At 61.6% G+C, this 13,528-nt stretch carries 14 protein-coding genes; 9 read left to right on the top strand and 5 right to left on the bottom strand.

Annotation, left to right across the window (positions count from 1 at the left end; translation table 11 throughout):
• On the top strand, positions 1 to 1,183 hold a 1,183-nt coding region (locus tag ABSG20_RS15775), incomplete at its 5' end, for an arabinose transporter (RefSeq protein WP_423865438.1).
• A gap of 57 nt (positions 1,184 to 1,240) precedes the next feature.
• Complete coding sequence (locus tag ABSG20_RS15770; RefSeq protein ID WP_423865437.1) at positions 1,241 to 2,008, top strand: SDR family NAD(P)-dependent oxidoreductase; 768 nt, start codon at positions 1,241 to 1,243, stop codon at positions 2,006 to 2,008.
• A 269-nt stretch (positions 2,009 to 2,277) separates the two neighbouring features.
• On the opposite strand, the gene ABSG20_RS15765 is transcribed toward ABSG20_RS15770, so the two are convergent.
• Both ABSG20_RS15765 and ABSG20_RS15760 read right to left on the bottom strand, forming a co-directional pair.
• Positions 2,278 to 3,417: an HlyD family secretion protein gene (locus ABSG20_RS15765; protein ID WP_423865436.1), complete on the bottom strand. Its 1,140-nt coding sequence runs from the start codon at positions 3,415 to 3,417 to the stop codon at positions 2,278 to 2,280.
• Between the two features lie 53 nt (positions 3,418 to 3,470).
• Positions 3,471 to 5,075 (bottom strand): DHA2 family efflux MFS transporter permease subunit, encoded by a 1,605-nt coding sequence (locus tag ABSG20_RS15760; RefSeq protein ID WP_423865435.1) that lies wholly within the window; start codon positions 5,073 to 5,075, stop codon positions 3,471 to 3,473.
• Positions 5,076 to 5,269: 194 nt separating this feature from the next.
• On the opposite strand from ABSG20_RS15760, the gene ABSG20_RS15755 reads away from it, so the two are divergent.
• A complete protein-coding gene (locus tag ABSG20_RS15755) occupies positions 5,270 to 6,214 on the top strand; it encodes a LysR family transcriptional regulator (RefSeq protein ID WP_423865434.1) in 945 nt (314 codons plus the stop codon).
• Positions 6,215 to 6,256: 42 nt separating this feature from the next.
• Here the strand turns inward: ABSG20_RS15755 and ABSG20_RS15750 are convergent, their stop codons facing one another.
• Together ABSG20_RS15750 and ABSG20_RS15745 are read right to left on the bottom strand one after the other, a co-directional pair.
• The gene (locus ABSG20_RS15750) at positions 6,257 to 7,408 is read right to left on the bottom strand and encodes an FAD-dependent oxidoreductase (RefSeq protein ID WP_423865433.1); all 1,152 of its coding nucleotides are present in this window, start codon (positions 7,406 to 7,408) and stop codon (positions 6,257 to 6,259) included.
• A gap of 114 nt (positions 7,409 to 7,522) precedes the next feature.
• On the bottom strand, positions 7,523 to 8,110 hold the full coding sequence (locus ABSG20_RS15745) for a cyclic nucleotide-binding domain-containing protein (RefSeq protein ID WP_423865432.1): 588 nt from the start codon (positions 8,108 to 8,110) through the stop codon (positions 7,523 to 7,525).
• On the opposite strand from ABSG20_RS15745, the gene ABSG20_RS15740 reads away from it, so the two are divergent.
• The 6 genes from ABSG20_RS15740 (at position 8,100) to ABSG20_RS15715 (ending at position 12,588) form a co-directional block, all read left to right on the top strand.
• Positions 8,100 to 8,441: a hypothetical protein gene (locus ABSG20_RS15740; protein ID WP_423865431.1), complete on the top strand. Its 342-nt coding sequence runs from the start codon at positions 8,100 to 8,102 to the stop codon at positions 8,439 to 8,441. The genes ABSG20_RS15745 and ABSG20_RS15740 overlap by 11 nt on opposite strands.
• Positions 8,442 to 8,575: 134 nt before the next feature.
• Positions 8,576 to 8,803: a hypothetical protein gene (locus tag ABSG20_RS15735; RefSeq protein ID WP_423865430.1), complete on the top strand. Its 228-nt coding sequence runs from the start codon at positions 8,576 to 8,578 to the stop codon at positions 8,801 to 8,803.
• Positions 8,804 to 9,067: 264 nt separating this feature from the next.
• Entirely contained in the window at positions 9,068 to 9,955 is an 888-nt protein-coding gene (locus tag ABSG20_RS15730; protein ID WP_423865429.1) for a dioxygenase family protein, read from the top strand.
• A gap of 7 nt (positions 9,956 to 9,962) precedes the next feature.
• The gene (locus ABSG20_RS15725; RefSeq protein ID WP_423865428.1) at positions 9,963 to 10,718 is read left to right on the top strand and encodes an SDR family NAD(P)-dependent oxidoreductase; all 756 of its coding nucleotides are present in this window, start codon (positions 9,963 to 9,965) and stop codon (positions 10,716 to 10,718) included.
• On the top strand, positions 10,718 to 11,608 hold the full coding sequence (locus ABSG20_RS15720) for a beta-keto acid cleavage family enzyme (RefSeq protein WP_423865427.1): 891 nt from the start codon (positions 10,718 to 10,720) through the stop codon (positions 11,606 to 11,608). The genes ABSG20_RS15725 and ABSG20_RS15720 overlap by 1 nt, the downstream gene beginning before the upstream one ends.
• Before the next feature lie 11 nt (positions 11,609 to 11,619).
• Positions 11,620 to 12,588 carry a quinone oxidoreductase family protein gene (locus ABSG20_RS15715; RefSeq protein WP_423865426.1) on the top strand — a complete coding sequence of 323 codons (969 nt, stop codon included), beginning with the start codon at positions 11,620 to 11,622 and terminating at the stop codon, positions 12,586 to 12,588.
• Positions 12,589 to 12,744: 156 nt separating this feature from the next.
• Here the strand turns inward: ABSG20_RS15715 and ABSG20_RS15710 are convergent.
• On the bottom strand, positions 12,745 to 13,528 hold a 784-nt coding region (locus ABSG20_RS15710; RefSeq protein WP_423865425.1), incomplete at its 5' end, for an aldehyde dehydrogenase family protein.

Below are 13,528 nucleotides of genomic sequence, written 5' to 3'. Positions count from 1 at the left end.
AAAGGGTACGAGTTGGCCGGAGGCCGCGCCGATTCATCTCTCTCGTCCGGCGCCGGGCATCATCGCGGGGCTTTTTTGCGGCTATCTCGCCGTGGGTCTGCCGCTGCCGGTCATGCCGCTGTTCGTCCACGATCATCTGGGCTTCAACAATCTGATCGTCGGGCTGGTGATCGGCATCCAGTTCCTCGCGACTGTCCTGACGCGCGGCTATGCGGGCAGGCTCACCGACCACCATGGTGGCAAGCGCTCGGCGCTCCAAGGTGCGGCGGTCTGCGCGTTGGGCGGACTGCTCTATCTCGTCGCGGCCGTGCCGGGGTTATCCCCGGCGATCAGCCTCGCCATCATTGTCGTCGGCCGTCTGGCGACCGGCTTCGGCGAGAGCCAATTCGTCACCGGCTGTGTCTCATGGTCAATCGCCTCGGTTGGTCCGCAGCGCGCCGGCATGTCGATGTCCTGGACGGGCATCGCCATGTTCGCGGCGCTCGCCATCGGCGCGCCGATCGGTATGGCGCTCTATCAGACTTACGGGCTCAAGGCCGCCATGGTCGCCTGCATCGTCGCGCCACTCATTGCTGCGGTCATCGCGTTCCGCGAAGTGTCCTACACCAGCCCTGCGGGTCGGCGCCTGCCCTTCTTCAGCGTGGTCGGCCAGATCTGGCGGGAAGGTCTCGGCCTGATGTTGCAGGGCGTCGGACTATCGGGTCTGACTGCGTTCGCCTCGCTCTATTTCGCGGCGCGGAACTGGAGTCATGCGGGCCTCGTCATGACCGCCTTCGGCATCGGCTTCATCTTTGTTCGCGTGGTCCTCGGTTCTCTGCCGGACAGGATGAGCGGCTATCGCGTCGCTCTGTGGTCGCTGATCGTCGAGGCAATCGGCCAGGCGATGCTGTGGGGCGCTCCCCATGAGATCGTCGCGCTTGCCGGTGCGCTGGTCACAGGCCTCGGCTGCGCGCTGGTCTTCCCGGCGCTAGGAGTGGAGGCCCTGAAACGGGTGCTGCCGGCCAATCGCGGCAGCGCAATGGGGGCGTTCGTTGCGTTCCTCGACATCGCCTACGGCCTGTCCGGCCCTGCGGCGGGCGCGATCGCGGGTCAGTTCAGCTACGCAGCCGTTTATCAGTTTGGTGCCGCCTGCGCGCTGCTTGGTGCCGCACTCGTCGTCACCGCCCGCAGCCCCCGGCCCTGAAGATCGACCGAGCGCCGGCGAACAACGGCCCGCCGGCCAAGCCCAAGGAGAAACATCATGTCACGCATCTTTATTTCCGGCTCGTCAACTGGACTCGGCCTGATGGCAGGCGAACTGCTCATCAGTCAAGGTCATCCGGTCGTTCTTCACGCTCGCAACGCCGCCCGGGGCGAAGACGCCAAACGCGCGCTACCTGCCGTCCAAGCGATCGTAACAGGTGACCTGGAGACGATCGCCGGCGCCAGGGACGTCGCAGCACAAGTCAACGCACTCGGTCGCTTCGACGCGGTCATTCACAATGCGGCCGTCGGCTATCGGGAAGGCCACCATATCACCGCCGACGGCCTGCCACACGTCTTCGCGATCAACACGCTCGCCGCCTATATCCTCACGGCACTGATCGAAAGGCCCAGGCGGTTGGTCTATCTGAGCTCGGGCATGCACCACCATGCTGACGCCCATCTGGACGATATCGTTTGGCGCAGGCGGCGCTGGAACGGATCGACAGCTTATGCCGAGAGCAAACTGCATGATGCCATACTGGCCTTCGCCATCGCCCGCCGGTGGCCCGATGCCCTGTCGAATGCGCTTGAGCCCGGCTGGGTACCGACCAAGATGGGCGGTCCAGGCGCGCCCGATGATATGGACCAGGCGCATCTCACCCAGGCATGGCTTGCGGCGAGCGACGATCCCAACGCTCACACGACGGCCGGCTATTTCTATCACCTGAAGCCTCGCGAGCCGAATCCGCAGAGCCGGGATATCGCTCTCCAGGACAGGTTATTCGATATCTGCGAGGAAATTTCCGGTGTCGGGATGCCGTAGCTTGCGCGCTGCGTGCTTCGATCACGACAGACCAGGCCGATCACGAGGCCGATTCGTGCAGCCTGGCGCGGTCGTGGCGATCCTTCGGCTGCTAAATAAATAGTCCGACGCCAGATCGATCGCGAGCGACAGCCCCACCGAAATCTCGATCGAATAACACTGCACCATCGCGACATCCTTGCACTACTCGACCGCCATATCTGCGGACATCTTCAACAGAATCGCACCCGGCCGCTCTTCCATCGCGATCAGTTCCTGACTGGCCCGGTTCACTCGGGCGAAGCGTCAAGGAGAAAAAGAACTGGGCGCAGCCAGGCCGGAGGCGTTGCGATGGTCACGGTGGGCTCGACCGACATTCCCGGCGAAATCGAGCGCAACGCGTCAGCGGGGCCGTCGAGAGCGATCTTCACCGGAATGCGCTGCACCACCTTGACGAAATTACCGGTCGCATTCTCGGGTGGAAGCAAAGCGAAATTCGACCCTGTACCGCGCTGAAAGCTGTCGATGTGTCCATCGATGGGGTGATTTGGAAAGGCATCGATACGAATGCGAACCCGTTGTCCCACGCGCATATGTTCAAGCTGCGTTTCCTTGAAGTTGGCGGTGACGTAGGCTTGCGTGGGAACGGCCGCGAACAGCGTTTGGCCGGGCTGCACGAAGTTGCCGACCTGCACCGTCCTGTTGGCCACGCTGCCATCCGAGCCGGCATAGATCCTGGTGTAGGACAGATTGAGCTTAGCCTGGGCGAGCGCCGCCTCCTGCAATGCAATGCTGGCGTCCGCCTGCTGGACCTGGCTTTTCAGGACGTCGGTCTGGGCCTGTGCGGCCGCGAGTGCTGCGAGATCGTGCTCGAGTGTCGCTTTCTTCTGGCCGAAGTCAGATACGGCTTGTTGCTGGTTCTGTACGGTACCGGCCTGCCGATTTGCGAGGTCGGTGTAGCGATCCAGTTGCTGCTGCGAAAACTGGAGCATCGCGCGGTCGCTGTCGATCGTTGCCTGCGCCGCCGCGACGACATGGACCTGCTGGGCCAGCTGCTGCAGCACGTTGACCTTCGCTGCCTGCGCACTCAAAAGATTGGCCTCGGCACTCTTCACGGCGACCTCGAAATCGCGGGGATCGATTTCGACCAGTAGCTCATTTGCCTTGAAGTGACTGTTGTCGCTGACGTGAAGGGCCGTGACATAGCCGGCCACCTTCGGCACCACCGAGACGGTGTCCGCCTGAACATAGGCGTCGTTGGTCCTCTCGACATAGAGAGGAGGAATGGTGACATAGGCGGCTGCGAGCACGAGACCTGCCGCGGCGCCGGCGACCCATAGTGGAAACCGGCCTTGTCGACTTTTATTGCCAGCAGCCGGCGGGGTTTTGTCCGCCGATGAGCCGGTTCCGGTTGAAGGCTCGGCTGGCATTGGAAATTCCAAAACGGAGCGTGCGGCGCCTATGACGGTCGAATTTGCGAGGATCATTTCTTCACCGGGGTTGGAGACATCAGGGGAACCAGACACAAAGCGAGTAAACCGATCGCAGCCATGAAGAAAAATGCGTCAGCATAGGCCAGCGTCGCCGCCTGGCGCGCGCTAGCCTCCGCGAGCAGCTTGGTGGCCATGTCATGCGCGAAGACCGCGGATGCACCGCCGCGCTGAGTGATGGTGTTTGCCGCGGTGTTGAGCCATTGGGTAACCAGCGGGCCCGTCGCCTGAAGATGCTCGAACAGCCGGCTGGAGTGCATTTGCTCGCGCCGATCCAGAACGATCGTGACCAGCGTGACGCCGAGCGAAGTGCCAAGCTGCCGGAACGTCATGTAGATCGAGACCGCGTCCAGTTGGGCCTCCTGCGGCAGGCGGCCAACCGTGCCGACGGCGACCGACGACAGCAGCGGGGCCAGGCAGAAGGCATAGAGAATCAAGGGGAACGCGAAGTACGCGTACGGCGTCCCCGGCGTGACGAGGCGCGCCATCAACAGCATCGACAAAACCAGCATCACCAGCGCGAAGGTGAGAACCTTGCGCTGTCCGACTTTGGCGATCGACCACGTCACCAGCGGTCGCATCGCGGCGGCCGTCAGCGCATAGATGCACATGATCCGGCCGGTATCGGTCGCATTCAGCTCTCCGGGGTAAACGTTGCGGAGGAATTCCGGTAACGCGTAAACGCTGCCGGACAAAATGATGCCAACAAACGTGCCCAGGAGGATCGATGCAAGGACGTTGCGATCCCGCACCAGATCGAGCCGAAGCAGCCGCACGTCATTGCTTGCCTGCAATTGCCAACCAATGAACAATACCAAGGCGCCGACCGCGATTGAGCTCAATAGCTGAATCCAGGCGGACCCAAACCAGTCATCGATTTCGCCGCGGCTGAGCACGATTTGCCCGCAGATCAGCGCGGTGGCCAGCAGCGCGATACCAAGTCCGTCGACGCTTGTGGCCCGTTTATCCGTACTGGCTGGGACTTCGGGAAAATACCGTTTCAACAACACGATCGCCGCGACGACGAAGATGACATTCGGCAAAAAAATCAGGCGCCATCCGTAGTTGTCGGTAACATAGCCGCTGAACAAGAGGCCGACGGTCGTTGAGAGATACAGCATCACCGAGATCCGCATCATCGACTTGCTGCGGTTCTGCCGGGGAACGAGCAGATAGACGCTGGCGCGCCACCACATGGTCAGACCCGCGCCGGAGAATCCGAGAATGGCGCGCCAAAACAGCATCGTCTCGGGGGTGGCCGCCGCCGCGCAACCGAGCGAGGCGATCACGAAAACCACGGCCGAGCCGATAATATAACGCAGGTGTCCGACATAGCCCGCCATCCAGATCGAAACGGGAACGCCGAGCAACAGCGCGGAGCTATAGATTGTCAGAAACCAGCTGGCTTCATCCTGGGAGACGCCGAAGGAGCCCGCCATATCCGGCAGCACGAGATTGACGGCGTCATAGGTGTAGAACTCCATCCACGTCGCCAACCCCAGACCAACCAGCATCCAGCTGGTCTGACCTGGATTTGTGAAGCTATCGCTCGCTTTGATGGCGACGCCCTCAGGCGATGGCAGGGTGACGTCCGACATGACCGAAGCCCGTTGTTGCCTTTCACGCAGCGCAAGATGCGCCGGCGCTCCAGGCCCCGAAAGCCATCGTGGCGCAAAAGAAGTTTGCAATAAGCGGAAACGACGAGCGATTTCCGTTTGCGTGGCGGGTCCCAGAATGCCATTTTGTCATAAAAAGCATTAAGTTAGGATAGCCGCTGGGAAGGAAGAACAGCTTGGACGAGGTTTCTGAATTCGCGCTGTTTCGGGCCATTGTGGAGACCGGAGGCATCTCCGCCGCAGCGCTTGCCCTTCAATCTTCGCCGGCGGCGGTAAGCCGCCGGCTGTCGGCATTGGAGACCAAACTCGGGGTTCGTCTGGCGGAGCGGAGTTCGCGCCGCTTCCGTCTGACCGATGAGGGCTTGCTGCTCTATGAACGATGCCGCTCCATTCTCGACCAAATTCGAGATGCGGAAGCCGAGGTTGCATCACGCGGCGGAGCGGCACGCGGATTACTCAGGATCGGCGCCCCCGCCGATTTTGGCCGGAAGCATATCGCTCCCCTTCTACCCACATTCACGGCTCAACATCCAGGGCTCGATGCTCATCTGATCCTCTCGGACATCGGTCTCGAAAACGAATCCGATCATTGCGATCTGGTTTTCCGCGTCGGGTTGCCCAGTGATCCCACCATGATTGCGCGCAAGATCGCGACGACGCGGCAGGTCGTTTGTGCATCACCATCCTACATCGCGCGTCGAGGCGCGCCTAATTCGCCTGAAGAACTGCATGGACATGACTGCCTGCGGCTGGCGCGCCGGCACCGCCTGATCGATCGATGGCGCTTCACAAAGGAGGGGGACGAGTTCGAGGTGCAGGTATCGGGCACCCTGTCCAGCGGCGACGGGTCGGTGTTGCGCGCATGGGCATTGTCGGGCGAAGGCTTATCCTGGGAGGCATACTGGGATATTGCGGATGACCTGGCCGCAGGACGCCTGGTCGAGTTACTGCCGGAGTACCGCTGCTCGCTGATCGAACTATACGCCGTGTTCGCGCCCAGCAAACCCGTCCCGCTCCGCATCCGGCTGTTCGTCGATCATATGCTGCGGATGATGCGGCAGGTCACCAGGGATGACCTGACCAAGGATGCGCTTGGCGCGGAAGCAGCCGTGCCGGATTGATGCGTCCAGTTTTTTTCACACTGGCCTGATGTCCGCCCCGGTCTATACAGCGGCCAGTTGGTCGGTCCGTGCAAGAAAGTCCTCGCTCCATTGTCGGCTGCTCAAGCCCAGTTTCTGCGCCGGGCCGATACGAACGCGTTCGTAGCGCTTCAACGCAGCCTCCAGGTCACCGCTTCTCGCTTCCAGTATCCGACCCAGCGCTTCTACGTCCTCAAGGCCGGTATATAACCCCGCCCCCGTCGCGGGCACCGCGACATGGGCGGCATCGCCGATCAAGACCAGAGGACCTCGAACCAGCCGCACCGGCACATATTCGGCAATCGGGGTTGCGAACACATTGCGACGATCGAGCGTGCCAAGGATCACACTTTTCCAGGGCTCCGGCCAGTTCGCTTTCGCCAGATTCTCGAGACGATGAATTAAAGCTTGGGTCAGCTCATGCCGAAGAAGACTTCGTTTGACGATCGTGTCCTCAACGCAGCCGAACATCTCAAAGATCGGTGTGCAATCAGGATCGTACCAGACCCAGTTGATGGTGCGCTGTCCGGTCGCAACCTCGCCGTTCGGTCCCGGAATCGCATACGAAACCAGGCGATACCGATCCGTCCAAAGGCTGCCCTTGTCGCGTCTACGGTCGAAATTTACACCGACCGGCATGTCGGCTTCCGCGATCGTGCCTCGCCAAAGCCCGTAACCTGCATAAACAGCATCGGGCGACTCCGGGGCAACAAACTGCCGGACCACACTTCTGTATCCGTCAGCCCCGATCACCAGATTCGCGGCATATTGGCGATCTGTGGTGACGACCCGGCGGTTTACTTCATCCAGATGGATGTCGGTAACTGGCTGACCCGCAATCAGCCTGACGTTATCGAGTTTCTCGGCAACACGGCGTAGCCAGTAATGGATCGCGGACCAGTTGGTGGATTCCCATCGACGCGTTACGACCGGCAATCCCGGATGATCCGGCGTACCGAAAGCAGAGACGCCCGTGACGGCGGAAAGCTGCTTGCGATCGACGCCGATCCCGGTGCCGAAATTTGGAGAAAAGTCCGGATTTCTCTCCAAGACCGTGACGTCAAGGCCGGCGCGAGCCAATCGAATGGCCGCGGCAAGTCCCGTCAAGGAACCACCGACGATGATAACGCTACGAGAATGATACGACATTTTTTTCTCCGCTCCGCCATATTTCATTACGGCGATCGCGCCTCACAGGTCGGAAGGCGACGTCAGGCCTGCAACTAAATAGTCTTTTAGAAAGCACGTCTGATTGTGAAGCACGGGGGCATTTTGCAAAGCAGTCGGGCATCAGCCCTGGAGCTCGTCGCTCTCCGGACAAGGCCGGAAAACCGGAGTTGCCTGCAACCGCGAAATAAATGCCCGCTGAAAGCCCGACGCGATGGAGGGATGGCAGGCGAAGAAGTGATCCAGCGCGTCCTTTTTCCAGACAAGACAGCGTGAATGCGCGGTGAGGCGGATCGTGCTGGAGAACGGCTGCGCCGACAATGCGCCCATTTCTCCGATGATCGCGCCGGCGCCGAGCGTAGCGACATGTCCGCCGTCCCGCTCGACCTCGGCGCTACCTTTCAGAAGGATCACGACCTCGGTTACGCGGGAGCCCTGAATTGCCAGTATGTCTCCGGGTTTGCCATCCCGCCACCGCGCCAACCGCGTCAGGCGATTGAAGGCAGAGACAGTCAGGTTGGGAAAAATGAAGTCATGAAGCGTTCGCTTCTCGCCATGCAACGTGGCCGGGTACAGTTCCCAGAGACCAAGCAAAAGCTGGAGGATATTGACCAGCAGAAATAACGCCGCCGACACCAGTGACGCTCTGTTGACGTGGTCGGATGAAAGAAAGCTGATCGCAAAAAGGATTGCCGAGACGATGATCGTCATCAATCGCAACGCAGGCGTATTTTTCAACCTCACCGCGACAGCCGCAATTGCATATCCAGCACCGAGCAACGTTACCGACGCGTTGGCGAATCTTGCGCTGCGATCTGCATGCTTCAGCCCGGAGGCATGGTTCATTGTTACGCTTGTCATCACGATCTCCATTCGTCTTTCGCTGAACCCTGACGAAATCCGAAGCGATTTTAACGTCCTCGACCATGCGCGAAACCGCCGCTGCCGGAAGCGATCATTGCGCTGGATGAAAATGACGGGCGACGGCGGATTGGCGCTCCACGCCCGGGATATCGAAGCGTTTGTGCGATGCAGGGTCTAGTTTGCGCACAGCGGAACCATGGCTTTCTCCGGCGGAGCTTTCGGAGCGCGTCCGCCAGAACGATATAGCGTTCATGGCGCGGAAGAAGGTGCTGTTGCCTTCGACGAAGCGTCCGACAGCAATAGGAGATCACCATGCGAAAGACAATTTTGACCGTTCTCGGCGCGACCCTGGTCGTCGCCTCACTGATGCAGACGGCTGTAGCCGCTGAACATCATCGCGCACACAAGACGGACCGCGCGCCGGTATCCGCCAGTCAGCAGTTTCGAAATGCCAACGACCAGGTGCCGCTCCCTTCCCAGGCCGAACAGGATTTCGAGTACTGGCAGGGTCACGGAATGTCGGCGCCAGCGGGTCGCTGATGGCTGATTCGATCGAACACAAAGCCCCGGGATATCCGGGGCTTTTGCGTGGAGCACCCCGGCGTCAGGAACGAAAAATGCCCCCCTGTAGTGGAGAGCCGGCACTGCCGAAAAACGGTGAAACCACCAGTTCCCCGCGTGCTTCAGGCCAATGTTTCCGCTGGGCGCAAATAACGGTTCCGCAGGCGCCTGTTTCGGAATCCGGCGGGCTGAAATACGTCTGCTTTCAACGAAGCCCACGCTGCACAGCCAGTGGAGTGTCCCATGATCATTGAAAATGAGGCCATGCTCACCGATGCGGTACGCGCGGACATGGCGGCCACCCCCGACCAGCGGCTGCGCGAGGTGATGGATGCGCTGGTGCGCCACCTGCACGCCTTTGTCAGAGAGGCGCGTCCGACCGAAGAGGAATGGGACAAGGGCCTGGCATTCGTCACCGGCCTCGGACAGATGACGAACGACAGCCATAACGAGACCATCCTGGCTGCCGACATACTGGGTCTCAGCACCCTCGTCGGCATGCAAAATAACCCCACTTGGGGTGGCGAGACCGAGGCCGCGCTGCTCGGGCCCTTCTGGCGAATGAACTCGCCCAAGCTCCCCCTTGGCGCCTCGATCGCACGGGATGGGACTCCAGGTATACCGCTTCATGTCGCCGGTCGGGTGACCTCCGAGGGCCAACCGGTCGCAGACGCCATCGTGGATATCTGGCAAGCCGATCCACGCGGCATGTATGACAACCAGATCGAAGGCCTCGAGGGCATGAACCTGCGCGGCCAATTCAGGACCGATGCTGACGGCCGCTACCACTTTCGTTCCGTTCGTCCCGCCGGCTACCCGGTGCCCATGCACGGTCCTTCCGGTGAATTGCTGCGGGCGCAGCAGCGTTCGCCATTCCGGCCCGCGCACGTCCACTTCATGGTCTCCAGGCCCGGCTTCAAGACGTTGGTCACGCAGGTCTTCGTTGACGACACCCGGCACCTGGAAACCGACGTCACCTTCTCCGTGACGCCGAGTCTGATCGGCCTCTTGAAAGAGCACGACACGCTCGATGGCGCGCCGGAAGGTTTCACCGCCCCGTGGTGCTCAATGGTCTACGACCTGTCGCTGGCGCGCGGCGAAAGCCGTCTCCCGACCCCTCCCATTCGCTGAGGCGATCATGTCCCTTGATGCAAAACTGCTGGCTAACAAGACCGCCGTCGTGCTGGGTGGCACCGGCGGGATTGGGCTCGCGGTCGCCCAATTGATTGCCGAAGCGGGCGCGGCCGTCGCCGTCGTCGCGAGCCGAGACTTGACCAAGGCCCAACGTCTTGCAGTGAGCCTCGTAGGCAAAGGCCATCACGGCTACGCCAGCCGAATCGAGAATGCGGGTGAACTCGCCGCACTTGCACAGGCCGTCCAAATCAATATGGGCGGTGCGGACATCCTGGTGAATTGCGCCGGCTTTACCCGTGCCATTCCCCATGCTGATCTGGATGCGCTGGACGACGAGACATTCGACCGTATCCTGGCCGTCAACACACGGGCCGCTTTCTCCGCCATCCGGGCTTTCGCACCGCAATTGCGAGTACGTGGTGACGGGCTCGTGGTGCAGCTCTCCTCGATTGCCGCGACCACGGCGGTCGGCTCCTGCGTCGCCTACTGCGCGGCCAAGGCTGGCATGGACGTGATGGGTATGGCGCTTGCCCGTGTGCTGGCGCCGGAGATCCGGGTCCTTTCTGTTTCGCCCGGGGTTGTCGACACCGACTTCGTGCCGGGTCGCGACCATGGCGCGCGCGAGAAGACCGCCGCCACCACGCCGCTCAAACGGCTCTGTACGCCGCAAGACGTCGCCGCAACGGTGCTCGCCTGCGCCACCACGCTGCGGTTCTCCACCGGCAGCGTCATCCAGGTCGACGGAGGGAGGCATCTCTGATGAGCAACCATACGCCCCATAGCAAAGTCGTGATCACCTGCGCGTTGACCGGCAACCTGACCAAGCCGGAGCAGTCGCCCTACCTGCCGATCACGCCAGCGCAGATCGCCGACAGCGCAATCGCGGCCAGTCGGGCCGGCGCGGCGGTGGTCCACATACACGTGCGCGATCCCAAGACCGGGCGCCCGTCGATGGAGCTCGAGCTCTATCGCGAGACGATGGAGCGGATTCGCGCCAGGGTCCCGGAGCTGATCATCAACCTGACCACGGGCCCGGGGGGACGTTTCGTGCCTTCCGACGATGATCCGAGAGTGGCAGGTCCGGGCACCACGCTGATGAAGCCAGAGTTGCGGGTCGAGCATATCGCGGCGCTGCGGCCCGACATCGCCACGCTCGACCTCAACACCATGAACTCCGGGGCTGAGGTGGTGATCAATACGCCGCGCAACATCCGCCGCATAGCCGAGCGTATCCGGGCGGTCGGCGCCTTGCCGGAGATCGAATTGTTCGATTCCGGCGATTGTCACCTCGCCCGCGACCTGATCGCCGATGGCACCCTGGTTGGGCCCGGCCTGTTCTCGCTCGTGCTTGGCGTGAAATACGGATTCAGCGCGACGCCCGAGACCATGATGTACGGCCGCAACCTTCTGCCGGACGGCGCGGTCTGGAGCGGCTTCGGCATCGGCCGGGCGGAATTTCCGATGGTGGCGCAGGCCTGGCTGCTCGGCGGTCACGTCCGCGTCGGCATGGAGGACAATTTGTACCTTGCCAAAGGAGTGCTCGCGGAGAGCAACGCCGCCCTCGTTGCTCGGGCCGTCGAAATTCTCCGCTGCCTCGGCGCCGAACCCGCAACCCCCGCCGAAGCGCGCGCCGCGTTCGGCCTGTCCTAAGGAAGCACACCATGCTGCGCTTACGCCTCAAGCAAAAAGCCGATCGTCTCGACGACCTCGATTTGCAGCTGGAACGCTTCGAGCCGCGCTGCGAGCCGGACCAGGTCGTGCTCGAGGTCCATAGCGCGGGCGTCAACATGTCCGACGTCAAGGCCGCACTTGGCGCGATGCCTCATGCGATTTGGCCGCGCACACCTGGGCGCGACTGGTCCGGGATTGTGCTCGAGGGTCCGGCTGGTCTCAGGGGCCGCGAGGTCTGGGGCACCGGGGGCGACCTTGGAATCTCGCGCGATGGCTCCCACAGCCACTGCCTCGTGCTACCGTCCGCGGCGGTGCGTCCGAAGCCGGAGGCGGTCGGATTGATCGAAGCCGGTGCCGTCGGCGTGCCCTTTGTCACCGCCTATGAGGGCTTCAGGTGTGCCGGCTTGCCGCAAGCCGGCGACGTCGTCCTGGTGCTGGGGGCAAACGGCAAGGTCGGGCAAGCTGCGATACAGATCGCCACCATGCTGGGCGCCCGGGTATTCGGGGTCGAGGCCAAGGCCGAGGCCTATCGTGGTCACGCCAATGCGCCGGTGCGCATGATCGATGCCGCGAGCGAAGACGTCGCCGCCGTGGTTCGCCGTGAAACCGATGGCGGCGGGGCGAACATCGTCTTCAATACGGTCGGCTCGGTTTACTTCGAAACCGCCTGCGAGGCGATGGCGCTTGGCGCCCGCCAGATCTTCATCTCGACCATCGATCGCGCGGTGGCGTTCGACATCCTGCGGTTCTATCGCGGCCGTCATGCCTTCTTCGGCATCGATACGCTGGCGCTCGATGCGGTCGCGAGTGCGGAAATTCTCGAAACCTTGACGCCGGGATTCGAGACCGGCACGCTGAAGCCGTTCGCCGTTGACAAAACCATGCAGTTGGCTTCCGCCAAGGATGCCTACCGCGCCGTCCAGGCCGGAAGCCGCGAGCGTATCGTCCTGACCCGGTAGCATCTGGACATCGTCTGCTGGCCGGCCATGTCCGATGCTCTGGCTCTCGGCCACGCGTCAATCGACCGACCGCTTCGCGCCAACTGCGGCCGGATCAGCTGCATGATCCGCGTTTGGTCTACTGAAGCAGCGTTTTAGAAGCCTGCTGGCGAAGTGTTATCCTAGAATGATTGCCTTCGGTTCCAGGTACTCTTTCAGTCCGTAGACGCCGCCCTCACGACCAATGCCGGACTGCTTGTAGCCGCCGAACGGCGCGAGCGGGTCGTGATTCAAGGTATTGATAAGTACACGCCCAGCCTGCAATTGACGCGCGACGCGACTGGCCCGTTCCGGGTTGGATGAGTTGACATAAGCCATAAGTCCGAACTCGGAATCATTTGCCATTCGGATGGCGTCTGCTTCGGTCTTATAGGTTAGGATCGAAAGAACCGGTCCAAAGATTTCTTCTCGCGCAATCTTCATCTCTGGCTTCACGTTCGCAAAGACTGTCGGTTTGACAAAGTTGCCGCGTTCCAGGCCTTGTGGGCGGCCTTCACCACCAATAACCACCTCCGCACCTTCGTCGATCCCTGAGCGGATGTAGCTTTGTACGCGCTGGTATTGCTTTTGGCTCATGAGTGGACCCATCGTCACATCGCTGTCGTTCGGATCACCGACTTTGATTTTGGCAACCGCCGCTTTGACAAGCTGCTTCACTTCATCAAGGCGATTTTCGGGAACAAACAAGCGAGAGCCAGCGATGCAAGCCTGGCCATTGTTGAGATAGCAGGCATTCACGGCCATAGGGATTGCCTTCGCGAAGTCGGCATCATCCAGGATGATGTTTGCGGACTTCCCGCCCAATTCCAGGGTCAAGCGCTTCATCGTGTCCAAGGCGTTCTTGGCTACGAGCCTTCCGATTTGAGTTGATCCGGTGAAAGCGATTTTGGCGACATCGGGG

Origin of the sequence: Bradyrhizobium sp., from assembly GCF_049512235.1 — a bacterium.
GTDB lineage: Bacteria > Pseudomonadota > Alphaproteobacteria > Rhizobiales > Xanthobacteraceae > Bradyrhizobium.
This window is presented reverse-complemented; position numbering and strand designations above follow the sequence as displayed.

Coding starts and splice junctions, on each gene's coding strand:
- ABSG20_RS15715 (WP_423865426.1), top strand. CDS start 11,620: ATGCTGCGCTTACGCCTCAAGCAAAAAGCCGATCGTCTCGACGACCTC.
- ABSG20_RS15735 (WP_423865430.1), top strand. CDS start 8,576: ATGCGAAAGACAATTTTGACCGTTCTCGGCGCGACCCTGGTCGTCGCC.
- ABSG20_RS15750 (WP_423865433.1), bottom strand. CDS start 7,408: ATGAAATATGGCGGAGCGGAGAAAAAAATGTCGTATCATTCTCGTAGC.
- ABSG20_RS15730 (WP_423865429.1), top strand. CDS start 9,068: ATGATCATTGAAAATGAGGCCATGCTCACCGATGCGGTACGCGCGGAC.
- ABSG20_RS15720 (WP_423865427.1), top strand. CDS start 10,718: ATGAGCAACCATACGCCCCATAGCAAAGTCGTGATCACCTGCGCGTTG.
- ABSG20_RS15745 (WP_423865432.1), bottom strand. CDS start 8,110: ATGACGATCATCGTCTCGGCAATCCTTTTTGCGATCAGCTTTCTTTCA.
- ABSG20_RS15770 (WP_423865437.1), top strand. CDS start 1,241: ATGTCACGCATCTTTATTTCCGGCTCGTCAACTGGACTCGGCCTGATG.
- ABSG20_RS15765 (WP_423865436.1), bottom strand. CDS start 3,417: ATGCCAGCCGAGCCTTCAACCGGAACCGGCTCATCGGCGGACAAAACC.
- ABSG20_RS15740 (WP_423865431.1), top strand. CDS start 8,100: ATGATCGTCATCAATCGCAACGCAGGCGTATTTTTCAACCTCACCGCG.
- ABSG20_RS15760 (WP_423865435.1), bottom strand. CDS start 5,075: ATGTCGGACGTCACCCTGCCATCGCCTGAGGGCGTCGCCATCAAAGCG.
- ABSG20_RS15725 (WP_423865428.1), top strand. CDS start 9,963: ATGTCCCTTGATGCAAAACTGCTGGCTAACAAGACCGCCGTCGTGCTG.